The 24,504-nt window shown below is 51.9% G+C and carries 26 protein-coding genes and 1 other annotated feature; of the genes, 16 read left to right on the top strand and 10 right to left on the bottom strand.

Going from position 1 to position 24,504, the window contains the following annotated elements; translation table 11 throughout:
• Nucleotides 1–25 precede the first annotated feature (25 nt).
• Together kduD and hxpB are read right to left on the bottom strand one after the other, a co-directional pair.
• Nucleotides 26–787, bottom strand: a complete 762-nt coding sequence (gene kduD, locus G8S19_RS12570; RefSeq protein WP_124021687.1) for a 2-dehydro-3-deoxy-D-gluconate 5-dehydrogenase KduD — start codon at nt 785–787, stop codon at nt 26–28.
• A 147-nt stretch (nt 788–934) separates the two neighbouring features.
• Nucleotides 935–1,603: a hexitol phosphatase HxpB gene (gene hxpB, locus G8S19_RS12565; RefSeq protein WP_061067783.1), complete on the bottom strand. Its 669-nt coding sequence runs from the start codon at nt 1,601–1,603 to the stop codon at nt 935–937.
• A gap of 167 nt (nt 1,604–1,770) precedes the next feature.
• On the opposite strand from hxpB, the gene G8S19_RS12560 reads away from it, so the two are divergent.
• A complete protein-coding gene (locus G8S19_RS12560; protein ID WP_101741712.1) occupies nt 1,771–2,307 on the top strand; it encodes a YniB family protein in 537 nt (178 codons plus the stop codon).
• Nucleotides 2,308–2,371: 64 nt separating this feature from the next.
• Here G8S19_RS12560 and G8S19_RS12555 read toward each other — a convergent pair whose 3' ends face one another.
• A complete protein-coding gene (locus G8S19_RS12555; protein WP_124021689.1) occupies nt 2,372–3,232 on the bottom strand; it encodes a fructosamine kinase family protein in 861 nt (286 codons plus the stop codon).
• Between the two features lie 270 nt (nt 3,233–3,502).
• Nucleotides 3,503–4,432, bottom strand: coding sequence for a 6-phosphofructokinase II (pfkB, locus tag G8S19_RS12550; RefSeq protein ID WP_253685253.1), 930 nt, complete (start codon nt 4,430–4,432; stop codon nt 3,503–3,505).
• Between the two features lie 287 nt (nt 4,433–4,719).
• Between pfkB and G8S19_RS12545 the strand changes: the two genes are divergently transcribed.
• On the top strand, nt 4,720–5,478 hold the full coding sequence (locus G8S19_RS12545) for a YdiY family protein (protein ID WP_048211874.1): 759 nt from the start codon (nt 4,720–4,722) through the stop codon (nt 5,476–5,478).
• A gap of 165 nt (nt 5,479–5,643) precedes the next feature.
• On the opposite strand, the gene yniD is transcribed toward G8S19_RS12545, so the two are convergent.
• Nucleotides 5,644–5,751, bottom strand: coding sequence for a small membrane protein YniD (gene yniD / locus G8S19_RS12540; RefSeq protein ID WP_003030590.1), 108 nt, complete (start codon nt 5,749–5,751; stop codon nt 5,644–5,646).
• A gap of 303 nt (nt 5,752–6,054) precedes the next feature.
• Between yniD and thrS the strand changes: the two genes are divergently transcribed.
• The 14 genes from thrS to selO all read left to right on the top strand — a co-directional run bounded on the left by thrS (nt 6,055) and on the right by selO (nt 18,847).
• Nucleotides 6,055–7,983, top strand: a complete 1,929-nt coding sequence (gene thrS, locus G8S19_RS12535) for a threonine--tRNA ligase (protein WP_040233697.1) — start codon at nt 6,055–6,057, stop codon at nt 7,981–7,983.
• Between the two features lie 3 nt (nt 7,984–7,986).
• Nucleotides 7,987–8,529, top strand: coding sequence for a translation initiation factor IF-3 (infC, locus tag G8S19_RS12530; protein ID WP_048997935.1), 543 nt, complete (start codon nt 7,987–7,989; stop codon nt 8,527–8,529).
• Between the two features lie 96 nt (nt 8,530–8,625).
• Nucleotides 8,626–8,823 carry a 50S ribosomal protein L35 gene (gene rpmI, locus G8S19_RS12525; RefSeq protein WP_003030583.1) on the top strand — a complete coding sequence of 66 codons (198 nt, stop codon included), beginning with the start codon at nt 8,626–8,628 and terminating at the stop codon, nt 8,821–8,823.
• Between the two features lie 55 nt (nt 8,824–8,878).
• The gene (rplT, locus tag G8S19_RS12520) at nt 8,879–9,235 is read left to right on the top strand and encodes a 50S ribosomal protein L20 (RefSeq protein WP_003030578.1); all 357 of its coding nucleotides are present in this window, start codon (nt 8,879–8,881) and stop codon (nt 9,233–9,235) included.
• 120 nt (nt 9,236–9,355) lie between these two features.
• Nucleotides 9,356–9,480: a sequence feature (Phe leader region), on the top strand.
• Nucleotides 9,361–9,405, top strand: coding sequence for a pheST operon leader peptide PheM (gene pheM / locus G8S19_RS12515; protein WP_001386830.1), 45 nt, complete (start codon nt 9,361–9,363; stop codon nt 9,403–9,405). It overlaps the preceding feature by 45 nt.
• Nucleotides 9,481–9,604: 124 nt before the next feature.
• Nucleotides 9,605–10,588, top strand: coding sequence for a phenylalanine--tRNA ligase subunit alpha (gene pheS / locus G8S19_RS12510; protein WP_003832580.1), 984 nt, complete (start codon nt 9,605–9,607; stop codon nt 10,586–10,588).
• A 15-nt stretch (nt 10,589–10,603) separates the two neighbouring features.
• Nucleotides 10,604–12,991, top strand: coding sequence for a phenylalanine--tRNA ligase subunit beta (pheT, locus tag G8S19_RS12505; protein ID WP_124021691.1), 2,388 nt, complete (start codon nt 10,604–10,606; stop codon nt 12,989–12,991).
• A 4-nt stretch (nt 12,992–12,995) separates the two neighbouring features.
• Nucleotides 12,996–13,295 (top strand): integration host factor subunit alpha, encoded by a 300-nt coding sequence (gene ihfA, locus G8S19_RS12500; protein WP_003030571.1) that lies wholly within the window; start codon nt 12,996–12,998, stop codon nt 13,293–13,295.
• A gap of 120 nt (nt 13,296–13,415) precedes the next feature.
• Complete coding sequence (gene btuC, locus G8S19_RS12495; RefSeq protein ID WP_101741707.1) at nt 13,416–14,396, top strand: vitamin B12 ABC transporter permease BtuC; 981 nt, start codon at nt 13,416–13,418, stop codon at nt 14,394–14,396.
• Nucleotides 14,397–14,470: 74 nt separating this feature from the next.
• The gene (locus G8S19_RS12490) at nt 14,471–15,022 is read left to right on the top strand and encodes a glutathione peroxidase (protein ID WP_048211871.1); all 552 of its coding nucleotides are present in this window, start codon (nt 14,471–14,473) and stop codon (nt 15,020–15,022) included.
• Complete coding sequence (gene btuD / locus G8S19_RS12485; RefSeq protein ID WP_061067788.1) at nt 15,022–15,771, top strand: vitamin B12 ABC transporter ATP-binding protein BtuD; 750 nt, start codon at nt 15,022–15,024, stop codon at nt 15,769–15,771. Before G8S19_RS12490 ends, btuD begins: the two co-directional genes overlap by 1 nt.
• A 77-nt stretch (nt 15,772–15,848) precedes the next feature.
• Nucleotides 15,849–16,313: an NlpC/P60 family protein gene (locus G8S19_RS12480; RefSeq protein WP_003832591.1), complete on the top strand. Its 465-nt coding sequence runs from the start codon at nt 15,849–15,851 to the stop codon at nt 16,311–16,313.
• A 316-nt stretch (nt 16,314–16,629) separates the two neighbouring features.
• Nucleotides 16,630–17,340 carry an EAL domain-containing protein gene (locus tag G8S19_RS12475; RefSeq protein WP_048211869.1) on the top strand — a complete coding sequence of 237 codons (711 nt, stop codon included), beginning with the start codon at nt 16,630–16,632 and terminating at the stop codon, nt 17,338–17,340.
• 64 nt (nt 17,341–17,404) lie between these two features.
• Entirely contained in the window at nt 17,405–18,847 is a 1,443-nt protein-coding gene (gene selO / locus G8S19_RS12470; protein WP_124021716.1) for a protein adenylyltransferase SelO, read from the top strand.
• Here selO and G8S19_RS12465 read toward each other — a convergent pair.
• From G8S19_RS12465 to G8S19_RS12445, 5 genes are read right to left on the bottom strand one after another with little or no spacing between them, the layout of a single operon-like run.
• Nucleotides 18,844–19,623, bottom strand: coding sequence for a heme ABC transporter ATP-binding protein (locus G8S19_RS12465; protein ID WP_115643483.1), 780 nt, complete (start codon nt 19,621–19,623; stop codon nt 18,844–18,846). The two genes, selO and G8S19_RS12465, sit on opposite strands and share 4 nt — an antisense overlap.
• Nucleotides 19,616–20,608 carry an iron ABC transporter permease gene (locus G8S19_RS12460; protein ID WP_124021717.1) on the bottom strand — a complete coding sequence of 331 codons (993 nt, stop codon included), beginning with the start codon at nt 20,606–20,608 and terminating at the stop codon, nt 19,616–19,618. Before G8S19_RS12460 ends, G8S19_RS12465 begins: the two co-directional genes overlap by 8 nt.
• Entirely contained in the window at nt 20,608–21,429 is an 822-nt protein-coding gene (locus G8S19_RS12455) for a hemin ABC transporter substrate-binding protein (protein ID WP_253685251.1), read from the bottom strand. Before G8S19_RS12455 ends, G8S19_RS12460 begins: the two co-directional genes overlap by 1 nt.
• Nucleotides 21,426–22,457 carry a hematinate-forming heme oxygenase ChuS gene (chuS, locus tag G8S19_RS12450; RefSeq protein WP_124021719.1) on the bottom strand — a complete coding sequence of 344 codons (1,032 nt, stop codon included), beginning with the start codon at nt 22,455–22,457 and terminating at the stop codon, nt 21,426–21,428. Before chuS ends, G8S19_RS12455 begins: the two co-directional genes overlap by 4 nt.
• Before the next feature lie 47 nt (nt 22,458–22,504).
• Nucleotides 22,505–24,490 carry a TonB-dependent hemoglobin/transferrin/lactoferrin family receptor gene (locus G8S19_RS12445; RefSeq protein ID WP_061067793.1) on the bottom strand — a complete coding sequence of 662 codons (1,986 nt, stop codon included), beginning with the start codon at nt 24,488–24,490 and terminating at the stop codon, nt 22,505–22,507.
• Nucleotides 24,491–24,504 lie beyond the last annotated feature (14 nt).

The raw sequence follows: 24,504 nt of genomic DNA, 5'->3' as shown, positions 1-24,504 counted from the left end.
GTAACCCTTTGTCACAAATGCACGATTAACGCGCCAACCAACCGCCGTCCACGGCAAGCGTGTAACCATTGATATAGTCAGAAGCCTGGCTGGCGAGAAAAACGACCGGGCCTTGCAAGTCATCCGGTGTTCCCCAGCGCCCTGCGGGAATGCGATCGACAATTTGCTGATTACGCGTACTGTCTTCGCGCAGCTGCTGCGTATTGTTTGTCGCCATATAACCGGGTGCGATGGCATTGACATTAATTCCCTGAGCCGCCCACTCATTAGCCAGTAAGCGGGTGATTCCAAGCACGCCACTTTTTGATGCGGTGTAGGAAGGAACGCGGATTCCGCCCTGAAAAGAGAGCATTGAGGCAATGTTAATGATTTTTCCGCCGTTGCCCTGAACCAGAAACTGGCGCGCCACTGCCTGTGACAGGAAAAAAACGGATTTGAGATTCAGATTCATCACGTCATCCCAGTCTTTTTCACTGAAGTCCAGCGCATCCTGACGGCGTATAGTTCCTGCATTGTTAACCAGAATATCGACCCGGCCAAACGCCGACACCGATTGTGTCACGATGCTGGTGAGATCATCTTGTTGGCTGAGGTCGGCCTGAATAGCCATAAAACGTCGACCGAGGGCGTTAATTTTCTCTGCGGTTTCATGTGGTATTTTACGATTCACGCCGACTACATCGCAGCCCGCTTCAGCCAGCGCCACTGCCATACCCTGCCCAAGGCCGGTGTCACATCCAGTGACGATGGCTACTTTACCTTCGAGACGAAAAGCTTCCTGAATCATGTTTACCTCAACTATTTATGTCATTAACGCTTGCTCTATAGGGCAAGGATAGGAGAGGTTAAACAGAAACACAATTAAAAGTGAAACGATGTTTTAAAAATAAAAAATCTGAGAGGGCGGGCAATACGATCATTGCCCGTTACAGGATTAGCCGCGCAGATGAACGGCAGTGAGTTCGGTGAGTGAGGTTAATTTGACATCGGCAAGAACGAAGCGAGGATCGTCCTGATTCTCATGCGCTGGTACGACGATGGAACGCATACGGGCGGCTTTTGAAGCAATCATGCCATTTACCGAGTCTTCCAGCGCAACGCAGTTTATAGGGTCAATGCCCAGTTTCGCCGCACAATCGAGGTAAACCTGCGGGTGCGGTTTGCTGTAAGGCAGTTTTTCTGCAGAAGCCAGCGCGTCGAAGTCGTTGCGCAGATCAAACATGGTCAGCACTTTTTCCAGCATATGCAGCGGCGAAGCGGATGCCAGTCCTACTTTGATTCCCTGAGATTTGCACAACGCCACGGCTTCACGCACACCCGGCAGCAGCGGTTTTGTTTCTTCCACTAACGCAATGGCCCGGGTGATGATGCGCTCGGTGACCTCCTGACGTGAGGGACCGTTCCACGGTTGCTGCGCAAACCAAAGATCAACAACCATATCGATACGTAAACCAAGCGTGTCGGGAAGTTCATGGCGGCGGGTGATATCTACGCCTAAACTTGCAATCACATCCAGTTCGGCCTGATCCCAAAGCGGTTCTGAATCGACCAGTAATCCATCCATATCGAAAATTGCAGCAAGAATTTGACGCGGGGTTGGCATCACAACCTCTCCTTTAGGCTGATAACAGGGATTAAGAGCCCACCAGAACGAGCTCTAAGCGTTCATTATGGCTAATTTGGCAGTATACCGCCTTTAAAGATCAGGCGAAAACGGTTATCAACGGGTAAACTTAGGCCAAAATGACACGTCTTTATCAAGGGGAACTCATGACGTATCAACAAGCTGGACGCATTGCTGTCTTGAAAAGGTTGCTGGGATGGGTGATTTTCATCCCGGCGCTGATTTCAACACTGGTTTCAGTACTGAAGTTTATGTACGCGCACAGCGAAAAGCAGGAAGGGATTAATGCGGTAATGCTCGATTTTGCCCACGTGATGATCGACATGATGCGGGTGAATACACCGTTTCTCAATCTGTTTTGGTATAACTCGCCGACACCGGATTTTCAGACCGGACTTAATCTTGTTTTTTGGTTGATTTTCATTCTGATATTCATCGGTCTGGCATTGCAGGACTCTGGCGCCAGAATGAGTCGTCAGGCGCGTTTTTTACGCGAGGGCGTTGAAGATCAGTTGATTCTGGAACAGGCAAAAGGCAGTGAAGGGTTATCGCGTGAGCAAATTGAGTCGCGTATTATCGTGCCACATCATACGATCTTTTTACAAATCTTCCCGCTCTATATTTTGCCGGTGATCGTTATCGTGATCGGCTATTTCTTCTTTTCATTACTGGGATTTTTGTAAGTGCTGCTCTATCGGGCCTGCCACGTTGCGAAACGGCAGGCCTGATAAGCAACGCGGTACGTAGCTAAGCAGCGAGTAATCTATCCAGCGCTTTCTGCGCCACAACCAGATGCTGTCCTCCGAACAGAATTGCTCGATTCAGTAGCGTATAGAGCTGGTAGATTGGCTGCCTGTCGAGAAAGTCCAGCGGTAGTGGTGAGACAGACTGGTAACCGTCATAAATCTGCGGCGGTTGATCGGTATGTAACGGCAACATTGCCAGATCGCACTCTCTGTCACCCCAGTAACAGGCGGGGTCAAAGATGTAGGGGCCATTCGGCCCGAGCGCACAGTTTGCCGACCACAAATCGCCGTGCAGGAGAGAAGGTTGTGGCTGATGGGAGGAGAGTCGTTGTTGAACATGATCGACAATGGCGTCAATATTGCCAAACGCAATGCCTTTTTCCGCCGCAAGTTCCAGTTGCCAGCCGATGCGTTGCTCGGCGAAGAAGGTTGACCAGCGACGCTGCCAGGCATTGGGTTGTGGCGTAGTGGAGAGTGCATTATCGAAGTCGAGGCCAAACTGAGGCTGATCGCTCCATTCGTGCAAATGCGCAAGCTGTTGACCGAGAATAAACGCGTTATGCGCATCAAGCGGACGGGGAGGGAGGAAATCCATCACCAGAAAGCTGTAATCTCTGTCTGCGCCTACTGCCCAGACTTTCGGTACAGATACAGTTTGACTGCGGGAAAGTAGCTCCAGCTGATCGGCTTCTGCCGTAAAGCCGGTTAACAGCTCTCTTTCATCGCATTTGACGAAAAAATCTCTCCCCGCATAGCGTAAATGCCATGCGGCGTGAATCTCTCCGCCGGGCAGTTCATTACGCAGTTCGATTTCGCCTTCACCTAATTGCTCGCTTAAAAGACGACTGATAGCCTGCCACATGATGTCTCTCCCCATGTTGTCTGCCAGATCATAAGGTTAGCGCAAGAATGCGGTTAAAAAACACGAACTGACGCACACCACGGACGCGTCATCGCTGGAAAGGCACTTAATGTTTGTCGCTCTTCTTCACCCCGTACCGTTGTGGAGACGTCTGACTGCACATGATTCACTTCTTTGTAATCACGTGATTTTTTATCATAGTCGCATAACACCCATGCTGACAGTTTTACGCGAGAATCCCCCTTTCTCTTCAAAAGAGGGACGGTGTCATTACTGAGTGAGATACGAATAAATTTTTTGCGTATCGTCCAATGCGCACAGCCGCGTGCCCTGATTCAGCGTTGCTGCACTACCCGCAGCGACGCCAAAACGCACAATATCTTCAAATGAGGCATTTTCTGCCAGTTTCAACGTCATCGCGCCGACCATACTGTCGCCTGCACCAACGGTACTTTGGCTTTTCACCGGCGGAGGGACGACCTGGACGCACGTTTCTTGATTGACGCCCAACGCCCCTTGTGGCCCAAGAGAGACCACAACGCGAAGCGCTTTGCCGCTTTGTACAATCTCCTGTGCCGCTTTGCGGACATCATCGGGTTGCGTGAGTTCGCGTTTCACCAGCGCACTCAATTCTTTGAGGTTAGGTTTTACCAGTTCGATACCGCCGATGGCTAAGGCCGCCGTCAGCGCCTCACCGGAGCTATCGACAATGCAGAGAATGCCCTGTTTTTGTGCGGTAGTGATGAGCCGGGTCATTTTTTCTATTTGTACACCGGGCGGCAAACTGCCGCTAATGACCAGTATCGCACCCGATTCAATTTCCAGTACCTGATCCTGCAATTGGTAGAATTCGTCATCAGTCAGCGCGGCACCGGGCATGACAAAACGATACTGCTCGCCGCTGGATTCGACGTGGACATGGAGATTTTGTCGGGTCCAGTCTTTAGCCTCGATAGTCGAGACGGGAACATTTTCGTCGGCAAGTAAAGAAACTAAGTGCTCGCCGGTTGCACCACCGACCGGAAAGATGGCCGTTGCAGTTCCGCCAAGATGTGCAATGGCGCGGGCGACGTTGATGCCTCCGCCGCCAGGTTCAAAAACTGGTGAGGTACAGCGAAGTTTACCTCCGGGGTAGATTTGTGGAGTGGTTGTTGCGCTATCGAGAGAGGGCGCAAGTGTTAACGTATAGATACGTACCATCTTTACCTCCTGTTAGGCTGACCCCAGTCTGGCACTTAACGCCACGAAAGTGAAGTAATTAACAACATGATTTCTCGCAGCTTTATTTAAAATTTTCGTGCCAAAGATATATAAATAAAATAAAGGATTAGGAACGCTCTTATTCAAAAAATGAAATAAGAATTTATTGCTATGTTATTCGAGTCTTTTTATAATTTGTTACCTTTCAAGGGTCTTTTGTCATTGATCCACATGAAAGTTTCCGAGACCGTTATGGTCTCTTTTTTTGTTGTACGGACTCTTTATAAATGAAGCTTTTGAAGACAGTGCCCGCAGCAGTATTGCTGACGGGGTGCGTGTTTGCGTCAATGCATGCCGCCGCCGATGATTCCGTTTTTACTGTCATGGATGACCCTTCCAGCGCGAAAAAACCCTTTGAAGGTAACCTGAACGCGGGATATCTTGCCCAGTCAGGCAACACAAAAAGTTCTTCTTTAACCGCCGACACCACCATGACTTGGTATGGTCAATCTACGGCGTGGTCTCTGTGGGGAAATGCCAGCAACACCTCCTCAAATGATGAGCGTTCATCTGAGAAATATGCTGTAGGTGGTCGTAGTCGTTACAACATGACTGACTATGACTATCTCTTTGGTCAGGCCAGTTGGTTAACAGACCGTTATAACGGATACCGTGAGCGTGACGTGCTAACGGCCGGTTATGGTCGCCAGTTTCTTAATGGACCGGTGCACAGTTTCCGCTTTGAATTCGGTCCTGGTGTACGTTATGACGAGCACACTGATGGCACCACTGAAACGCAACCGTTAGGTTATGCGTCCGGGGCTTATGCGTGGCAGATGACGGACAACACCAAGTTTACGCAGGGTGTGTCGGTATTTGGTGCAGATGATACAACGCTTAACTCTGAAACGGCCTTAAACGTTGCCATCAACGAACACTTTGGATTGAAGGTCGCGTACAACGTCACCTGGAACTCCGAACCGCCGGCAACCGCGCCGGAACATACCGATCGCCGCACGACGCTTTCGCTCGGTTATCGTATGTAGTGACAAACCGGGCCAAATAATTGGCCCGGCTTTTATCTATTAACGTTAAGTTTATTTAAAAGTTAATCTGTGTTTTATTTTTAATGCTTATCGATAACTTGCTATTTTTCAGATGAATTCGATTTAATTGATAAATACAACGGAACCAGAAAAGCGGCCAGTATTTTAACCCCAGATCATTGCTGCCCAACGCAGCATCAGCATTGCCGCACAAATAACCAGCAGGATCACCACCATCTTCCAGTGTTTCTTCGCAAAGCGGTTTGTTGGCATTGTTTTTTCCTGCTCCGGTGAAATGACTTTCTACAAGTGTAACAAAGACGTCAGGGTGTCAGTGAATTGATTTACATCATAGAGTGCACGTTGATTGTTGCTTTGATCGCATCCTAATGCCGTGTACACTGTCAAACGGTGTTATCAAAAAACGGGCGTAGGTCCAGTGTTACCAGTCAGGTGACCTGTGACATATTTCGCAGAGTGAAGCGGGAATCAGCCCAGACCTTTTTGATAATTTTAAATATTGAATCTTTGTATGTGCTCTTACGTGTGGGGCACCACTGCAAATAAGGATATAACATGCCTGTTATTACTCTTCCTGATGGCAGCCAACGCCATTACGACCACGCTGTAAGCCCCATGGATGTTGCGCTGGACATCGGTCCAGGTCTGGCGAAAGCGACTATTGCTGGCCGTGTTAACGGTGAGCTGGTAGATGCTTCCGATCTGATTGAACATGATGCGAAACTCTCCATCATCACCGCGAAAGATGAAGAAGGTCTGGAGATCATTCGTCACTCTTGTGCGCACCTGTTAGGGCATGCGATCAAACAACTTTGGCCGAACACCAAAATGGCGATCGGACCGGTTGTTGACAACGGTTTTTACTACGATATCGATCTTGACCGTACGTTAACCCAGGAAGATGTCGACGCGCTCGAGAAGCGGATGCACGAGCTCGCTGAGAAAAACTACGATGTCATTAAGAAGAAAGTCAGCTGGTACGAAGCGCGCGAAACCTTCGTGAAGCGTGGCGAGACCTATAAAGTCTCTATTCTTGATGAAAACATCGCCCATGATGACAAGCCAGGCTTGTACCATCATGAAGAATATGTCGATATGTGCCGTGGCCCGCACGTGCCGAACATGCGTTTCTGCCATCACTTCAAACTGATGAAGACCGCAGGGGCATACTGGCGTGGCGACAGCAATAACAAGATGCTGCAGCGTATTTATGGTACTGCATGGGCCGATAAAAAAGCCCTGAATGCCTACCTGCAACGCCTGGAAGAAGCGGCCAAGCGAGACCACCGCAAAATTGGTAAGCAGCTTGACCTGTATCATATGCAGGAAGAAGCACCGGGTATGGTGTTCTGGCATAACGATGGCTGGACTATCTTCCGCGAGTTGGAAGTTTTTGTTCGCTCGAAACTGAAAGAATATCAGTACCAGGAAGTTAAAGGTCCGTTCATGATGGACCGTGTGCTGTGGGAAAAAACAGGTCACTGGGACAACTACAAAGATGCAATGTTCACGACCTCGTCTGAGAACCGTGAGTACTGCATTAAACCTATGAACTGCCCGGGCCACGTGCAGATCTTTAACCAGGGTCTGAAATCCTATCGCGATCTGCCGTTGCGTATGGCTGAATTTGGTAGCTGTCACCGTAACGAGCCGTCAGGTGCGCTGCACGGTCTGATGCGTGTACGTGGCTTTACCCAGGATGATGCACATATCTTCTGTACTGAAGAGCAGATTCGCGATGAAGTTAACGCCTGCATTCGTATGGTCTACGATATGTACAGCACCTTTGGCTTCGAGAAAATCGTCGTCAAACTGTCCACTCGCCCCGAAAAACGTATCGGTAGCGATGAAATGTGGGACCGTGCTGAAGCTGACCTGGCCGTTGCGCTGGAAGAAAACAACATCCCGTTTGAGTTCCAACTGGGTGAGGGCGCATTCTACGGTCCGAAAATTGAATTTACCCTGTATGACTGCCTCGATCGTGCATGGCAGTGCGGTACTGTACAGCTGGACTTCTCTCTGCCGTCCCGTTTAAGCGCCTCTTATGTTGGCGAAAACAACGAACGTCAGGTGCCGGTTATGATTCACCGCGCAATTCTTGGGTCGATGGAACGTTTCATTGGTATCCTGACCGAAGAGTTCGCTGGCTTCTTCCCGACCTGGCTTGCGCCGGTTCAGGTTGTGGTCATGAACATCACCGATTCTCAGTCTGAATACGTCAACGAATTAACGCAGAAACTACAAAATGCGGGTATTCGTGTAAAAGCAGACTTGAGAAATGAGAAGATAGGCTTTAAAATCCGCGAGCACACTTTACGTCGTGTCCCTTACATGTTGGTCTGTGGCGACAAAGAGGTAGAAGCAGGCAAAGTTGCCGTGCGCACCCGTCGTGGCAAAGACTTGGGCAGCCTGGACGTAAATGAAGTGATTGAGAAGCTGCAACAAGAGATTCGCAGCCGCAGTCTTCAACAACTGGAGGAATAAGGTATTAAAGGCGGAAAACGAGTTCAAACGGCACGTCCGAATCGTATCAATGGCGAGATTCGCGCCCTGGAAGTTCGCTTAACAGGTCTGGAAGGCGAAGCTTTGGGTATTGTGAGTCTGAGAGAAGCGATCGAAAAGGCTGAAGAAGCTGGAGTAGATTTAGTTGAAATCAGCCCTAACGCCGAACCGCCAGTTTGTCGTATTATGGACTACGGCAAGTTCCTTTATGAAAAGAGTAAGTCTTCTAAGGAACAGAAGAAAAAGCAAAAAGTTATCCAGGTTAAGGAAATTAAATTCCGTCCTGGCACCGACGATGGCGATTACCAGGTAAAACTCCGCAGCCTGGTACGCTTTCTGGAAGATGGCGATAAGGCTAAGATCACGCTGCGTTTTCGCGGTCGTGAGATGGCCCACCAACAGATCGGCATGGAAGTGCTCAACCGCGTCCGTGACGATCTGAGTGAACTGGCAGTAGTCGAATCCTTCCCTACGAAGATCGAAGGCCGCCAGATGATCATGGTGCTCGCTCCTAAGAAGAAACAGTAAGGCCTTCAAGTAGCAATGTCTGTGGAGCCTACGGGTTCCACAGCCGTTGTTCGCCTACGTTTCGTTTATTAACAATGCGAAGTGGAAGTTATTAAAATGCCAAAAATTAAGACCGTACGCGGTGCTGCTAAGCGTTTCAAAAAAACCGGTGGTGGTGGATTTAAGCGTAAGCACGCAAACCTGCGTCATATTCTGACCAAAAAATCTACTAAGCGTAAACGTCACCTGCGTCCAAAAGGCCTCGTGTCTAAAGGCGATCTGGGTCTGGTTATCGCGTGCCTGCCGTACGCATAAGCCGTTAACGTTTAATTCATTTTTTTACTAAGAATATAGAGACAGGAGAGCACATATGGCTCGCGTAAAACGTGGTGTAGTTGCCCGTGCACGTCACAAGAAAATTTTGAAACAAGCTAAAGGCTACTACGGTGCGCGTTCTCGCGTATACCGCGTTGCCTTCCAGGCTGTTATCAAAGCTGGTCAGTACGCTTATCGTGACCGTCGTCAGAAGAAGCGTCAGTTCCGTCAACTGTGGATTGCGCGTATCAACGCAGCAGCACGTCAGAACGGTATTTCTTACAGCAAATTCATCAACGGCCTGAAAAAAGCCTCTGTTGAAATCGACCGTAAGATCCTGGCTGACATCGCAGTATTCGACAAAGTAGCGTTCACCGCTCTGGTCGAAAAAGCGAAAGCAGCTCTGGCATAAGCCGGTGAAAAGAGGGAGCCTGGCTCCCTCTCTTTTATTTGTAGTGCAATCAATTAGTTGACAATTTATCCGTAAGCCTTTTCAATAAAGGTTGTCCGGTTTTTACCACACAAGGTAACGCAAGCATGAATGCTGCTATTTTCCGCTTCTTCTTTTACTTTAGCACCTGAAATCAGGAGGCTTGCGCGTGAAAGAAGAAACGGAAAACAGCGCCTAAAAGCCTCCCTGGTGGAGGCTTTTTTTATACGCGTCATCCTTCAAGTTGTCTCTGTATTGGCTGCATTCGCTCTTTTGCTGCGTTGATACAACTTGAATGATTTTGCGTATATACGAGCGACTAGTGAATATCGCAACATAACGAGGAAAACCATGTCACATCTCGCAGAGCTGGTTGCCAGTGCAACGGCCGCCATTAACCAGGCTTCAGATGTTGCCGCGTTAGACAATGTCCGCGTCGAATATTTGGGCAAGAAAGGGCACCTGACCCTTCAGATGACAACCCTGCGCGAGCTGCCACCGGAAGAGCGCCCGGCAGCAGGTGCGGTAATCAATGAAGCCAAAGAGCAGGTACAGCAAGCGCTGAACGCGCGTAAAGCCGAATTAGAAAGTGCCGCGCTGAACGCGCGCCTGGCTGAAGAAACTATCGATATCTCCCTGCCGGGACGCCGTATCGAAAATGGTGGACTGCACCCGGTAACGCGTACTATCGACCGTATTGAAAGTTTCTTCGGTGAGCTGGGCTTTACCGTGGCGACTGGTCCGGAAATCGAAGATGACTATCACAACTTCGATGCGCTGAACATTCCTGGCCATCACCCGGCGCGCGCTGACCACGACACTTTCTGGTTTGATGCAACGCGTCTGCTGCGCACACAGACTTCCGGCGTGCAGATCCGCACCATGAAGGAAAAACAGCCGCCGATCCGTATTATCGCCCCGGGCCGCGTTTATCGTAACGACTACGATCAGACGCACACCCCGATGTTCCATCAGATGGAAGGCCTGATCGTTGATACCAATATCAATTTCACCAACCTGAAAGGTACGCTGCACGATTTCCTGCGTAACTTCTTTGAAGAAGACCTGCAGGTTCGTTTCCGTCCTTCTTACTTCCCGTTCACTGAACCTTCTGCGGAAGTTGACGTCATGGGCAAAAACGGAAAATGGCTGGAAGTACTGGGCTGCGGAATGGTTCACCCGAACGTGCTGCGTAACGTCGGTATCGATCCAGAAATCTACTCCGGTTTTGCCTTCGGAATGGGGATGGAGCGTCTGACCATGCTGCGTTATGGCGTTACCGATCTGCGTTCTTTCTTCGAAAACGATCTGCGTTTCCTCAAACAGTTTAAATAAAGGCAGGGTAATACAATGAAATTCAGTGAACTGTGGTTACGCGAATGGGTAAACCCGGCGATTGATAGCGATGCGCTGTCAAACCAAATCACGATGGCGGGTCTGGAAGTTGACGGTGTGGAACCTGTTTCCGGCGCGTTCAACGGCGTTGTGGTGGGCGAAGTGGTTGAGTGCGCTCAGCACCCGAACGCTGACAAACTGCGTGTCACCAAAGTGAATGTAGGCGGCGACCGTCTGCTGGATATCGTCTGCGGTGCGCCAAACTGCCGTCAGGGGCTGAAAGTGGCCGTGGCAACCGTGGGTGCCGTTCTGCCGGGCGATTTCAAAATAAAAGCCGCAAAACTGCGCGGTGAGCCGTCTGAAGGTATGCTGTGCTCATTCTCTGAGCTGGGTATTTCCGACGATCATAACGGGATTATCGAACTGCCTGCCGATGCGCCAATTGGCACCGATATCCGCGAATACCTTAAGCTTGACGACAACACTATCGAAATTAGCGTCACGCCGAACCGCGCCGACTGCTTAGGCATTATCGGTGTCGCACGTGATGTTGCTGTGCTGAACAAAGCTCCGCTGGTTGAGCCGGAAATCGCGCCTGTAGTGGCAACCATTAGCGACGTCCTGCCGATTCAGGTCGAAGCCGTAGAAGCCTGCCCTCGCTATCTGGGCCGCGTGGTTAAAGGCATCAATGTTAAAGCGCCGACACCGCTGTGGATGAAAGAAAAACTGCGTCGTTGCGGTATTCGTTCAATCGATGCCGTGGTTGACGTGACTAACTATGTGCTGCTCGAACTGGGCCAGCCGATGCACGCATTCGACAAAGACCGCATTGAAGGCGGAATTGTTGTCCGTATGGCAAAAGAGGGTGAGACCCTGGTATTGCTGGATGGCAGCGAAGCGAAGCTGAATGCGGATACGCTGGTGATTGCGGACTATAACAAAGCGCTGGCGATGGGCGGCATCTTTGGTGGCGAACATTCCGGCGTGAATGATGAAACGCAAAACGTCCTGCTGGAATGTGCATTCTTCAGCCCGCTGTCTATTACCGGTCGCGCACGTCGTCACGGTCTGCACACCGATGCTTCTCACCGCTATGAGCGTGGTGTTGATCCGGCTCTGCAACATAAGGCCATGGAACGTGCAACGCGCCTGCTGATCGATATCTGCGGTGGCGAAGCGGGTCCAGTCATTGACGTGACGAACGAAGACACGCTGCCAAAACGCGCAACCATTACGCTTCGTCGTAGCAAACTGGATCGTCTGATCGGACACCATATTGCGGATGAGCAGGTGAGCGACATTCTGCGTCGTCTGGGTTGTGACGTGACGGAAGGGCAGGATGAGTGGAAAGCGGTCGCGCCGAGCTGGCGTTTCGATATGGAAATCGAAGAAGACCTGGTCGAAGAAGTCGCCCGCGTATACGGTTATGACAATATCCCGAACACGCCGATTCAGGCGGGTCTTATCATGGGTGAGCATCGAGAAGCGGATTTATCGCTGAAACGTGTAAAAACCATGCTGAATGACAAAGGCTACCAGGAAGTAATTACCTACAGCTTCGTCGACCCGAAAGTCCAGTCGCTGCTGCACCCGGGTGAAGAAGCGCTGCTGCTGCCAAGCCCAATTTCTATTGATATGTCGGCTATGCGTTTGTCCCTGTGGACCGGCTTGCTGTCTACGGTAGTGTATAACCAGAACCGTCAGCAGAACCGCGTACGCATTTTTGAAACAGGTTTGCGTTTTGTACCGGATACGCAGGCTAACCTCGGGATCCGTCAGGATCTGATGCTGGCGGGCGTTATCTGCGGCAACCGTCATGATGAACACTGGAATCTGGCGAAAGAGACGGTTGATTTCTATGATCTGAAGGGCGATCTGGAAGCGGTCCTCGACCTGACAGGCAAACTGGCGGACATCCAGTTCAAAGCTGAAGCGAATCCAGCCCTGCATCCGGGTCAGTCTGCGGCGATTTATCTGAAAGGTGAACGTATTGGTTTCATTGGGGTTGTTCATCCTGAGCTGGAACGTAAACTGGATCTGAACGGTCGCACTCTGGTGTTCGAACTGGAGTGGAATAAGCTCGCAGACCGCGTGGTGCCTCAGGCGCGTGAAGTTTCTCGCTTCCCGGCGAACCGCCGTGACATCGCCGTTGTTGTGGCAGAAAACGTTCCCGCAGCGGATATTTTATCCGAATGTAAGAAAGTTGGCGTAAATCAGGTAGTTGGCGTAAACTTGTTTGACGTGTACCGCGGTAAGGGTGTTGCGGAGGGTTATAAGAGCCTCGCTATCAGCCTGATCCTTCAGGATACCAGCCGTACACTTGAAGAAGAGGAGATTGCCGCTACCGTCGCCAAATGTGTAGAGGCATTAAAAGAGCGATTCCAGGCATCATTGAGGGATTGAACCTATGGCGCTTACAAAAGCTGAAATGTCAGAATATCTGTTTGATAAGCTTGGGCTTAGCAAGCGGGATGCCAAAGAACTGGTCGAGCTGTTTTTCGAAGAGATCCGTCGTGCTCTGGAAAACGGTGAGCAGGTAAAACTCTCTGGTTTTGGTAACTTCGATCTGCGTGATAAGAATCAACGTCCGGGACGTAACCCGAAAACGGGCGAAGATATTCCCATTACAGCACGGCGCGTGGTGACCTTCAGACCCGGGCAGAAGTTAAAAAGCCGGGTTGAAAACGCAACGCCCAAAGAAGAGTGATTTAACGATACGCAAAGTATGACGCGTATAACTAAAAAGGCCGCTATGCGGCCTTTTTCCTTTTCACTACTGAATCAGCACCGTAGAATCTCCCCATCTTTTTTCAGCAGAATGGAAAACATGCTGACTTTCGCCCATCAACAGCAGCGACGAAACGTGCGCTGGATACTGTCTCTGTCAGTGCTGATGCTGCTGGCAACCATGATAAGTTTATGCGCAGGAGAACAGTGGATTGCTCCCGGCGATTGGTTTAGCGCTCGCGGCGATCTGTTCGTCTGGCAAATTCGACTGCCCCGTACACTTGCCGTATTGCTGGTAGGCGCCGCACTGGCCCTGGCTGGCGCGGTGATGCAGGCGCTGTTTGAAAACCCGCTCGCGGAGCCTGGTTTACTCGGCGTGTCTAATGGCGCGGGGGTAGGGCTTATTGCGGCTGTGCTGTTGGGGCAAGGGCGATTGCCCGGCTGGGCATTGGGCCTATGCGCCATTGCTGGCGCGCTGATTATCACCCTCATTCTTCTTCGTTTTGCCCGCCGACATTTATCGACCAGTCGTTTGCTGTTGGCCGGCGTGGCGCTGGGGATTATCTGCAGCGCGCTGATGACCTGGGCTATCTATTTTTCCACCTCTTTTGATCTTCGACAGTTGATGTACTGGATGATGGGGGGCTTCGGCGGCGTAGACTGGCATCAGGCCTGGCTCATGGTGGCATTGATTCCGGTGCTGGTGTGGATCTGCTGTCAGTCGCAGCCGATGAATATGCTGGCGCTGGGGGAAACCTCCGCGCGCCAGCTGGGGCTGCCTTTATGGTTCTGGCGCAACTTGCTGGTGGTTGCCACGGGATGGATGGTTGGCGTGAGCGTGGCGCTGGCAGGGGCAATTGGTTTTATCGGGCTGGTAATCCCTCATATTCTGCGACTGTGTGGATTAACCGATCACCGCGTTTTACTCCCTGGGTGTGCGCTGGCGGGGGCAATTGCACTACTGTTTGCTGATGTTGTCGCACGTCTGGTACTGGCATCGGCTGAATTACCCATTGGCGTGGTGACGGCCACGATGGGCGCACCGGTATTTATCTGGTTATTGTTAAAAGCTGCGCGCTAGAAAGCGCAGGTTCGGTCTATGCTTAAAAGCTGAACAGGGTCATCCCACTATTCACCTGTTGTTCTGGAGATGCTATGCAAAACACGCTTTTTAATACGGAAGTGACAACCATCGACGGCGAGGCGACCTCATTGCAGGCGTATGCCGGAAATGTACTGTTAATCGTCAACGTAGCCTCAAAATGTGGGTTAACGCCGCAGTATGAGCAACTGGAAAACCTGCAGAAAACCTGGCATGGGCAGGGTTTCACCGTTCTGGGATTCCCCTGCAACCAGTTTCTGGGGCAGGAGCCCGGCAGTGAAGACGAGATTAAGACGTATTGCAGCACAACCTGGGGCGTTACCTTCCCGATGTTCAGTAAGATTGATGTCAATGGCGAAGCCCGCCATCCGTTGTATCAGAAGCTGATTGATGCGGCACCCACTGCGGTTGCACCTGCAGATAGCGGATTTTATGCGCGTATGGCGAGTAAAGGCCGGGCACCGCTCTACCCGGACGATATTCTGTGGAACTTCGAGAAGTTCTTAGTCGGTCGGGATGGACAGGTGCTGCAGCGTTATTCACCTGATATGACGCCTGAGGACCCGGTTCTTGTACACGCTATAAAGACTGCATTGGCCAACTAATGTCCCGATTAATGCTGCTACAGGATGTTGCGGAATCGACCCGACTCGGCCCGCTATCTGGTGAAATTAAAGCAGGAGAGATCCTGCATTTAGTGGGCCCCAACGGCGCGGGGAAAAGTACGTTGTTGGCGCGAATGGCGGGACTGACGACCGGAGAGGGGTGCATCACCTTTGGTGATACACCGCTCGGTGATTGGCCGGCAGCGAAGCTGGCGCAATATCGTGCTTATCTTGCGCAACAGCAAAATCCGCCTTTTGCGATGCCTGTCTGGCATTTTCTGACGCTGCATCAGCCTGATAAAGCGCGAACAGACCTGCTGCAGGAGGTGGCTGATGCGCTTGGGCTGGGAGATAAACTAGGACGTGGTGTTAATCAGCTTTCAGGGGGGGAATGGCAACGTGTGCGTCTGGCGGCCGTCATCCTGCAAATGAGCCCCCAGTCTAATCCGCATGGGCAACTTTTGTTGCTGGATGAGCCGATGAATAGCCTGGACGTGGCGCAACAAAACGCGCTGGACAGATTGTTGAGCCAGCTGTGTCTGCAGGGAATCGCCATTGTGATGAGCAGTCATGATCTTAACCATACGCTACGCCATGCGCATAAGGCGTGGTTGCTCAAGCGCGGAAAGCTGCTGGCGAGCGGTGCGCGTGATGTGGTGCTAACGCCAGCCAATCTGTCGTTAGCCTACGGTGTAAATTTCCGTCGCCTGGATATTGAAGGCCACAGAATGCTCATATCAACCACTTAAGTTAAATGGGTTCTTGAAAATCACATAATTTCCACGCTAAATTGACACAAAAATAAAAATCAGAGGATTCGTCCTGAATGCGCTTTTGGCTCCTTTTCATCACAGCATTGTTTTTGGCGGGGTGCAGCAGCCATCGTGCTCCTGCGCCAAATGCCCGACTGTCGGACTCTATCGCCGTTATCGCAGGTCTTAACGATCAGTTGCAAACCTGGCATGGTACTCCCTATCGCTATGGCGGTATGAGCCGTAGCGGGGTGGATTGTTCGGGATTTGTGTTGATGACAATGCGTGACAAATTCGATCTGCAACTCCCGCGCGACACGCGTACGCAATCAAAGATTGGTACTGAGATCGATAAAGATGATTTGCTACCCGGCGATCTGGTTTTCTTTAAAACGGGTTCCGGTGAAAGTGGTCTGCATGTCGGGATTTACGATACCAATAATCAATTTATCCATGCTTCAACCAGTCGCGGAGTGATGCGTTCTTCGCTGGATAACGTCTACTGGCGTAAAAACTTTTGGCAGGCGCGCCGAATTTAATCATTGCGGGTGACGAGATCGGCTCGCGGCTTTCTCGTCATCCGCATTTTAAATGTCAACTTTCACTTCTGCTGTTTGTCGGTCTATAACCCTGAACATTAAGAGCGTATCTTGCTAAAAATATGATTTATCCCGAGATATTAAAAAGTGCAAGGCTGGATATTCGTTTATAATCAGGATAAGCTAAAAAAAAAGGATTCGATTTACTGGCTAAAAAGGGAAAAATGAAAGGGCCTCAATTTGTATCAGCAGCAACGTATTTTTCCATCCTTTGCTACAGGATGCCGGATTACACCCATGCAGAGGGGCTGGCACAATGATTGTTTCACTGGATTATCTTTATCATTCAGAGTTCTCTTTTCTTCCTGCACGAAGTGAAAAAGGTGACCTTGAGTTCGTCGATATTGTTACAAACTTTGTCAGCCCGGATGGCGACGTACACATGCCAACAGAGCTGGTTATGCCCCGGATGTCAGACGACGAGCAATGCCGCTTATTTGCCGAGAAGCTGGAATTAATCGAAACGTGCCAACACTTTTTTATTCAACGCAAAATTCCGGCCTGGATTAATTTAACGCCAGCGGTCGCTAATACTTTATTATCAGACGCTGAATATGCTTCACGTGTTGAACGATTTTCATTTATTGAACTGACGATTAATGAAAGTTATCCAGAGTTAAACAGTGGCAAAGAAAATCCCACACTGGCGGCTCTGGCTGCGCGATTCCCATTAATACTGACAAACTACGGTGCCGGGGGCATATCCACGCGGGCAATTTTTGATGGTCTTTTCAAAAGGGTCGTGCTGGATAAAAACTTTGTTCAACAACGGATTACACATATTTCGTTTGAGCCGTTTATGCGGGCTATTCTGGCGCAATTATCTCCCTGCTGCGAATCCATCATCATTAGCGGTATTGATACACAAGAGATGCTGACGCGGGTATTACCTTTGGGATTCAGCGCGATGCAAGGGGGACTGTGGCCGGCGGTATCACCGGCAAAGATTATTTCACTGGTAAAATGATAACCCTTTTATTTGCTGGTGTTTAACAGGCTATTAACAGTCTACACTAGAGACAGGAGGCCCTATGACCCTGTCTTTTACTACGCGCTGGCGTGATGAATTACCAGCAACCTATACCGCTCTTTCGCCCACCCCCCTGAAAAACGCGCGCATCATCTGGCATAACGATGCTCTGGCTGCGCAATTGGGTATTCCAGGTGCGTTGTTTGATGTTTCTGGTGGGGCAGGTGTATGGGGGGGCGAATCGCTATTACCTGGGATGTCGCCTTTGGCGCAAGTTTATAGCGGGCATCAGTTCGGTGTTTGGGCAGGTCAGCTTGGCGATGGCCGCGGGATACTGCTGGGCGAACAACAACTTGCGGATGGTTCAACATTTGACTGGCATCTGAAAGGCGCTGGATTAACGCCTTATTCCCGCATGGGGGATGGGCGCGCTGTGCTGCGCTCGACGATTAGAGAGAGCCTGGCCAGTGAAGCCATGCATTATTTGGGGATACCTACAACCCGGGCCTTGTCGATTGTCACCAGCGAGACTCCGGTGCAGCGAGAGACCACTGAAGCAGGCGCGATGCTCATTCGCGTGGCACAAAGCCATATGCGTTTTGGCCATTTTGAGCACTTTTATTATCGTCGTGAACCGGAAAAAGTACGTCAGCTTGCTGACTTTGCGATCCGTCATTACTGGCCACAATGGCAGGAAGAGGCAAATAAGTATCAGTTGTGGTTTACGGATGTTGTTACACGTACCGCGACGTTAATGGCCGACTGGCAAGCCGTAGGCTTTGCGCATGGGGTGATGAACACGGACAACATGTCGATTCTTGGTCTGACGATGGATTATGGTCCCTTCGGTTTCCTTGATGATTACGTGCCAGATTTTGTCTGCAACCACTCTGATCATCAGGGGCGCTATAGTTTTGATAATCAGCCTGCTGCAGCTTTGTGGAACCTACAACGTCTGGCGCAGACGCTGTCGCCATTCATCCCGGTTGATGTGCTCAATGATGCGCTGGACGGTTACCAGCTGGCGCTGTTAACTCGCTACGGTCAGCGGATGCGGCAAAAGCTCGGCTTCTTTAGCGAGCAGAAAGACGATAACGAACTGCTTAGCGAGCTGTTTAGTCTGATGTCGCGGGAAAGAAGCGACTATACGCGAACGTTTCGCATGCTCAGCCAAACTGAGCAACACAGCACCTTGTCCCCACTGCGCGATGAGTTTATTGACCGTGCGGCATTTGACGACTGGTTCACTCGTTACCGCACGCGCCTGCAACAAGACAATGTGGCTGACGTAGTCAGACAAGCGCAGATGAAGACGGAGAATCCGGCTATGGTGTTACGTAACTGGCTGGCACAGCGGGCAATTAGCCAGGCAGAGCAGGGTGATTATACCGAACTACATCGGTTACACGCTGCGTTACGTACGCCGTTTATCGATCGGGATGATGATTATATCAGCCGTCCACCTGACTGGGGCAAACGGCTGGAGGTGAGCTGTTCGAGCTAAGGCGCGAGAAAAACTTGTGGGGATGCGTTGGCCGGGTGTTGGCCAACGTGAACCTGAGCACCGTACCAGCGTATCAGATCATCAGCCTGTAACACGGCGTCGGGCGTCCCTTGAGACACAATGCTTCCTTGATGGAGCAGTATGATCCGGTCAGCCCACAGTGCTGCCAGATTGAGATCGTGAAGGATGATGCAAACATGCAATTCTCCTGAAGCGGTGAGTGTCTTTAGTAATCTCAGCAGATGTTGCTGATGGTACAGATCTAACGCTGACGTCGGTTCGTCGAGAAATAGCCAACCGCGAGGTCCGGCGTTGCACCACAATTGTGCCAGCGCACGGGCTAACTGAACGCGTTGTTGTTCGCCACCGGAAAGCGCGGCGTATTGCTTGCCCGCCAACGGTGTGCAACCGGTGACTGCCATTACCTGTGCGATAAGCTCGTGCTCGGGATGTTGGGACCAGGGGGCACGGCCCATCGCGATAACGGCTTCTGTCTGCCAGTCAAAACCTACCTGCGTTTGCTGACGCATAACCGCGCGATGGCGTGACAGCGACTGCGTACTCCAGTCAGCCAGTGATTTGCCATCTAACAAACAGCGTCCGGCAGTCGGTTTAAGAAAGCCGGTCAACAGACGTAGCAGGGTGGATTTTCCCGCACCATTCGGCCCGATTAACGCGACCAGTTCACCTTTAGCGAGTTTGAGCGATACGTCGTCAATTACTGAGCGATCAGCAAGGCGATAGTGAAGTCCTTCGGCAATAAAATGTTCAGCCATGCGCTCCTCGCTGACGAAAAATAAGCCATAAAAACCACGGTGCGCCGAGAAGACTGGTCAACAGACCGACCGGCATTTCCGCAGGCGCAACTGCGGTGCGGGCGAGAGTATCGGCAATCAGTAGTAAAAATGCGCCAGTCAGAACGGAACCGGGGATCACGGCCCGATGGTCTGATCCGAGCCACATACGCATTAAATGCGGAACAACCAAACCGATGAACCCAATGACTCCGCTGACCGCTACAGCAGCGGCCACGAGTAATGCGCTGCACAACAACAAAATACGTTGGATCATCCGAACATCAACGCCGAGATAATGCGCCTCCTCCTCACCCAGTTGTAGCAGGTTTAGCGCCGGAGCCAGACGCCAGATGATCAGCACCGTCGGGATAATCAGTGACGTGACAGCCAGTAGCGTGGACCACTGCGCGGCTCCCAGACTTCCCATCCCCCACAACGACAACTGGCGCAATTGCGCATCATTACTGACCCACGACAAAACGCCAACCGCCGCCCCGCAGAGTGCGTTGATGGCAATTCCGACCAACAACAGACGCGATAGCGAACCGTCACGCTGTTGGCTGAGGATAAAAATCACCACGGTAGCAGCCAGTGCACCGAGAAATGCCGCCATCATTGGCGCATACAGCATGAGTAACGCGGGTAATGAGACCGGTAACACCACCCACAGGGCCACAGCGCAGGCGGCGCCGCTGCTTATTCCCAGTAATCCAGGGTCTGCAAGCGGATTGCGAAACAGTCCCTGCATCACGCAGCCAGCGAGCGCCAGAGAGCCGCCAATCACCAGCGCCAGCAGGACGCGGGGAAGACGAATCGTGAGCCAGATTTGACGCAGTGCCTCATCGCCATCACGCCAGAGCAGACTTACCGGCAGGCGCAACGCGCCAAAACCGGTAGCCAGAACCGTCATTGCAACCAGTATCAATGCCAACATCCACAACGAACAGGTGATCCGCCGGGACATCAGGGCAATTGCTCCGCTTTAGCACGAAGCTGCAATATCGCCTGTGGCGTGCGAACGCTGAAGCCCAGTAATGCCATATCATCAATCTGCAGTACCTGCTTATTGCGTCCGGCAGGCGTTTGCGCAAGTCCCGGTAGCGCCCACAGGTTATCTTCGCCACCCATCGCCTTAACGCCGTCCTGCGAAATCACCACCAGATCGGGCTGGCTGGCAATGACGCCTTCTTGTGATAACGGCTGGTAACGGCTAAAACCCTGCATTGCGTTACGTAAGCCGGCTGCGCGAATAGCGGCATCAGCCCCCGTATCCTGTCCTGCAGCCATTGCGGTCATTCCACCATGATTGAGAATAAACAGAACGCGTTTATCAAGCTTTGTGGCGGGTAATGCCGCGAGTTCCTGGCGTAATGTGTTGCGCAGGGCTTCGCCTTTAGCCTTCTGGTGTGTCGCCTGCGCAATGACCTGCACTTTCTCATCAATCACGCTAAGCGTATTACTGGCAGGGACCGTGACAACCCTGACGTTGCTGTGTTCGACCTGCTTCAGGGCCAGAGAAGGCTGCGCTTGTGCGCTGGCTAGCACCAGAGTAGGGCGGGTAGCCAGGATACCTTCGGCGTTGAGCTGACGTAAATAGCCTACATCGGGTAATTGGGTCGCTTCCTGTGGCCACTGACTGGTGCTGTCACGTGCCACGAGGGATGATTGCGCATCCAGCGCATACACAATTTCGGTGACGTCGCCACCGAGAGCCACAACGCGTTCTTCGTCAGCAGCCAGCGCTGCGATGGGCAGCAGCGCAATCAGGACCAGCAGTTTTTTCATGCGGCAAGTCCTTTCGGCGTGAGCGCGTCAATCTGTGCGCGCCATTGTGTTTGCTCTGGTTCCCCTTCCGTACGCTGTCCATAAAGCTGGGCGATTTGCGTGCCATCGGCAGCAAACAGTTCCAGACTGGTGACGTGGCCATCGGCGGTCGGTTTGCGCGTTACCCACGTTTCGGCTACACACTCTTCCAGCAGATGCAGGGTAAAGGTCGGGTTGAAAATATTCAGCCAGCCTTTCATCGGCACCAGTTTTTCTATTACGCCGGTAAAAATCTGTACGCAGCCGCGATTACCCACGAAAACCATAATTTCATTGCCATCCTGGCGCGCGGTATCAAGTAACTGCGCCAGTGCGCTATTAGAAACTTTACAGGCCAGATCGTCGCCCACCAGATTAAATGCCTGTTGACGGGTGAGATCGTGGCGTTTCAGCAGACCGAAGAACTGATGTACATCGGTCATCGCTCGCCACTCTTGATCAACAGTCTGCGCATCGACCGTGATGACGGCTGGCGCAGAAGTGTTGGCAGGTTGCAGTACCAGTGGCGGGTTTTCAGCGAAGATGAAACGGGTCAGCAACGCAGCCCATTCCTCAACGAGGGTATTCTGTGTGGCATAGACTTTCAGCAGCGCATCCCCCTGATGGTCAAAGAACTGAATGCTCTGACGCTCGCCGTGGGCGGTGGTCTCACTGATATGAAAAGCGCTTGCCCACTGATTAAGGAACAGGCGCAGGTCGAGGGCGCGCGGATTAAGAACCAGTCCGGCATGACCGTTCAGGTGTTGATTGGTAAAAGCGCCAACCTGTTCATGCACCGCATATTCGTTACGACAAATGCATTTGGTTTCGCCTACGGCTTCCAGTGCGCCGAGGATTTCGCGGACTTTGCCACGCAAGCGCCAGGCGTCATGGCCGACGCGCGCAAAGGTCAGTTCGGCTTCGCTAATATTCATCAATCCTGCAATGTCGCGTGCGTATTTGCCGGGATTTTCTTTCTTCAGTTCCAGCCAGCGTGTGTAATGATTCATTGTCTCTTCCTTCCAGATTGCTACCCCGGCGAACCGGGGAAAAGTGATTACCACTGATAACTCACGAAAATTTTGCCATTGCGACCATCCTGCGGGATGCCTTGTGGCGACCAATACTCTTTATCAAAAGCGTTGCCCAGCACCAGCGTGGTGGTCATACCTTTCAGTGCCTGTTGGCCCTGATAGCTCACGTAAAAGTCGTTTACGGCATAGCCGGGCTGTTTAGCGTAGCTGCTGCTGATATGCGTGGAGCGGTCCGCAAACGTGCCTATCCAGCCGACTGAGAAACCGCTGTGTGCCACGGGTATGTTCAGTTTGCTGGTGACGGTATCCGGGTTAATGCTGGAAATGTATTCGCCCGTGTCAGTATCTTTGCCGCGTGTGCGGTTATAGGCCATATCGAGACTGAACAGATCGGCGGAGTACTTCGCCATCACGTCCCAGCCCCAGATTTTGGCGTTGGGGACGTTATAGGACATGGTTGTCGCGGCAGCAAAGTCGACGCTGGTGGAGATGTAATCTTTCGCTTTGGTGTCGAAATAGCTGGCTTTAAATTCGAGCGCATCGCTCGCCATCAGCAGATCGTCAAAGCGCAGACCAAATCCGTACTCCTGCGTTTCGTTGGTTTCTGGACGCAGGTTAGGGTTTGGCACCCAGTAGTTAGTGTAGAAACGACCAATCGAGAAGTGTTTCGCATCGTTATACATCTCGCCCATGGTCGGCGCACGGAAGGCCTGAGCGTATGAACCGAACAGCATCAGCCAATCGGCTGGCGTAACGGTCATTCCTGCGCGGGACGACCATTTGTCAGCATCGACATCCGCGTAACCATCGCTGCTACCGCGATATGAGTCATAGCGTGTACCACCCAGCAATGTTACGGGCAGATCTCGCAGGGTGATTTCATCCTGCAGCCAGCCGGAGCTAAAATCAATTTTTGCCTCAGGGAAACCGGTCGTCGCACCTCCGGGGCGTTGTTCCTGGCGATAGTACTCACCACCGTAAGTTAACAGGTGAGAAGCAAAGGAGTCGGTAAACAACCGGCTGCGGTTATCAATTTTTCCGCCTTTGGTCGTTTGTTTGCGAAACTCATTAGTCGCATCCGGATTCTGGGCATTAATGCGAGCCTCGGACCAGTAAAGGCGAGCATCAGCGTTCAGCCAGTCATTGTCCACAGGGGCGAGCGTGTAGGTCAGTTGCGCATCACGCTGGATGGTTGAACGGTCGGTCATCGGGTTGCTGGTGGCATCCGCCGCGCTGGTTTGTGGGTTCTTAGGTTCACGGGCGTCATTGTTGTAGTAGCGCAACGAGCCTGCCAGCGTCTGGGCGCTGTCAATTTTCCAACTGCCTTTCGCCAGCATATTGTTGATCGCTTCATCGTTTGGCGCTGTAGTGCCGTCGCTCTGGCGCAAATCACCGCGATCGCGGCTCGACCATGCAAGCAGTCCGTCCAGCGTATCGGTACGCCCAAATGCGCTGGCGCCCATACCGAGGCTGTGATCGCCGGTTGCCGCAGTACCGAACACGCGGTAACCGCTGTTTTGTCCGGCTTCCAGCAGATCTTTGGCATCCGCAGTGTCATAGGCGATCACGCCGCCGAGCGCACCGCTGCCATACAGCAGAGCAGAAGGGCCGCGCACGACTTCGATGCGTTTGATAAGCGCCGGGTCGAGGAAGGTACTGTTCAGGTGTCCGGTGTCGGTGCCCTGACGAACGCCGTCAACCAGCACCAGAACGCCGCGGCGGTCATAGCCGCGCAGATTCACGTCCTGGCCGTTGGTGCGGCCCGTGCCATCGAGGGTCAGACCCGGAACCGTCCGCAACAGATCGGCTGCCGAACTGGCGGTCTGGTTTTCCGGGGCGGTGGCATCAATCACGCTGACCATCATCGGTGCTTCAAAGGCACTACGGGCATTGCCGGTGGCGGTGACGGTCATATCTTCGACCGCCGCATACGCGAAAGTGGGCAGGCTACTGACAATCGCCAGCGCCAATAGCGAGGGACGCAGGGATGCAGTGTGCAGGTATGGCATAGCAACTCTCCATT

Source organism: Citrobacter sp. SX206, assembly GCF_024181025.1.
Lineage (GTDB): Bacteria > Pseudomonadota > Gammaproteobacteria > Enterobacterales > Enterobacteriaceae > Citrobacter > Citrobacter youngae.
This window is presented reverse-complemented; position numbering and strand designations above follow the sequence as displayed.

What these genes read in the sequence shown, in the direction of transcription:
- G8S19_RS12445 (WP_061067793.1), bottom strand. Translation starts at nt 24,490, where the DNA reads ATGCCATACCTGCACACTGCATCCCTGCGTCCCTCGCTATTGGCGCTG.
- ihfA (WP_003030571.1), top strand. Translation starts at nt 12,996, where the DNA reads ATGGCGCTTACAAAAGCTGAAATGTCAGAATATCTGTTTGATAAGCTT.
- G8S19_RS12480 (WP_003832591.1), top strand. Translation starts at nt 15,849, where the DNA reads ATGCGCTTTTGGCTCCTTTTCATCACAGCATTGTTTTTGGCGGGGTGC.
- chuS (WP_124021719.1), bottom strand. Translation starts at nt 22,457, where the DNA reads ATGAATCATTACACACGCTGGCTGGAACTGAAGAAAGAAAATCCCGGC.
- G8S19_RS12475 (WP_048211869.1), top strand. Translation starts at nt 16,630, where the DNA reads ATGATTGTTTCACTGGATTATCTTTATCATTCAGAGTTCTCTTTTCTT.
- thrS (WP_040233697.1), top strand. Translation starts at nt 6,055, where the DNA reads ATGCCTGTTATTACTCTTCCTGATGGCAGCCAACGCCATTACGACCAC.
- pfkB (WP_253685253.1), bottom strand. Translation starts at nt 4,432, where the DNA reads ATGGTACGTATCTATACGTTAACACTTGCGCCCTCTCTCGATAGCGCA.
- rplT (WP_003030578.1), top strand. Translation starts at nt 8,879, where the DNA reads ATGGCTCGCGTAAAACGTGGTGTAGTTGCCCGTGCACGTCACAAGAAA.
- G8S19_RS12465 (WP_115643483.1), bottom strand. Translation starts at nt 19,623, where the DNA reads ATGGCTGAACATTTTATTGCCGAAGGACTTCACTATCGCCTTGCTGAT.
- G8S19_RS12460 (WP_124021717.1), bottom strand. Translation starts at nt 20,608, where the DNA reads ATGTCCCGGCGGATCACCTGTTCGTTGTGGATGTTGGCATTGATACTG.
- G8S19_RS12455 (WP_253685251.1), bottom strand. Translation starts at nt 21,429, where the DNA reads ATGAAAAAACTGCTGGTCCTGATTGCGCTGCTGCCCATCGCAGCGCTG.
- kduD (WP_124021687.1), bottom strand. Translation starts at nt 787, where the DNA reads ATGATTCAGGAAGCTTTTCGTCTCGAAGGTAAAGTAGCCATCGTCACT.
- G8S19_RS12555 (WP_124021689.1), bottom strand. Translation starts at nt 3,232, where the DNA reads ATGTGGCAGGCTATCAGTCGTCTTTTAAGCGAGCAATTAGGTGAAGGC.
- btuD (WP_061067788.1), top strand. Translation starts at nt 15,022, where the DNA reads ATGTCCCGATTAATGCTGCTACAGGATGTTGCGGAATCGACCCGACTC.
- pheS (WP_003832580.1), top strand. Translation starts at nt 9,605, where the DNA reads ATGTCACATCTCGCAGAGCTGGTTGCCAGTGCAACGGCCGCCATTAAC.
- yniD (WP_003030590.1), bottom strand. Translation starts at nt 5,751, where the DNA reads ATGCCAACAAACCGCTTTGCGAAGAAACACTGGAAGATGGTGGTGATC.
- rpmI (WP_003030583.1), top strand. Translation starts at nt 8,626, where the DNA reads ATGCCAAAAATTAAGACCGTACGCGGTGCTGCTAAGCGTTTCAAAAAA.
- G8S19_RS12560 (WP_101741712.1), top strand. Translation starts at nt 1,771, where the DNA reads ATGACGTATCAACAAGCTGGACGCATTGCTGTCTTGAAAAGGTTGCTG.
- G8S19_RS12545 (WP_048211874.1), top strand. Translation starts at nt 4,720, where the DNA reads ATGAAGCTTTTGAAGACAGTGCCCGCAGCAGTATTGCTGACGGGGTGC.
- selO (WP_124021716.1), top strand. Translation starts at nt 17,405, where the DNA reads ATGACCCTGTCTTTTACTACGCGCTGGCGTGATGAATTACCAGCAACC.
- btuC (WP_101741707.1), top strand. Translation starts at nt 13,416, where the DNA reads ATGCTGACTTTCGCCCATCAACAGCAGCGACGAAACGTGCGCTGGATA.
- hxpB (WP_061067783.1), bottom strand. Translation starts at nt 1,603, where the DNA reads ATGCCAACCCCGCGTCAAATTCTTGCTGCAATTTTCGATATGGATGGA.
- G8S19_RS12490 (WP_048211871.1), top strand. Translation starts at nt 14,471, where the DNA reads ATGCAAAACACGCTTTTTAATACGGAAGTGACAACCATCGACGGCGAG.
- pheT (WP_124021691.1), top strand. Translation starts at nt 10,604, where the DNA reads ATGAAATTCAGTGAACTGTGGTTACGCGAATGGGTAAACCCGGCGATT.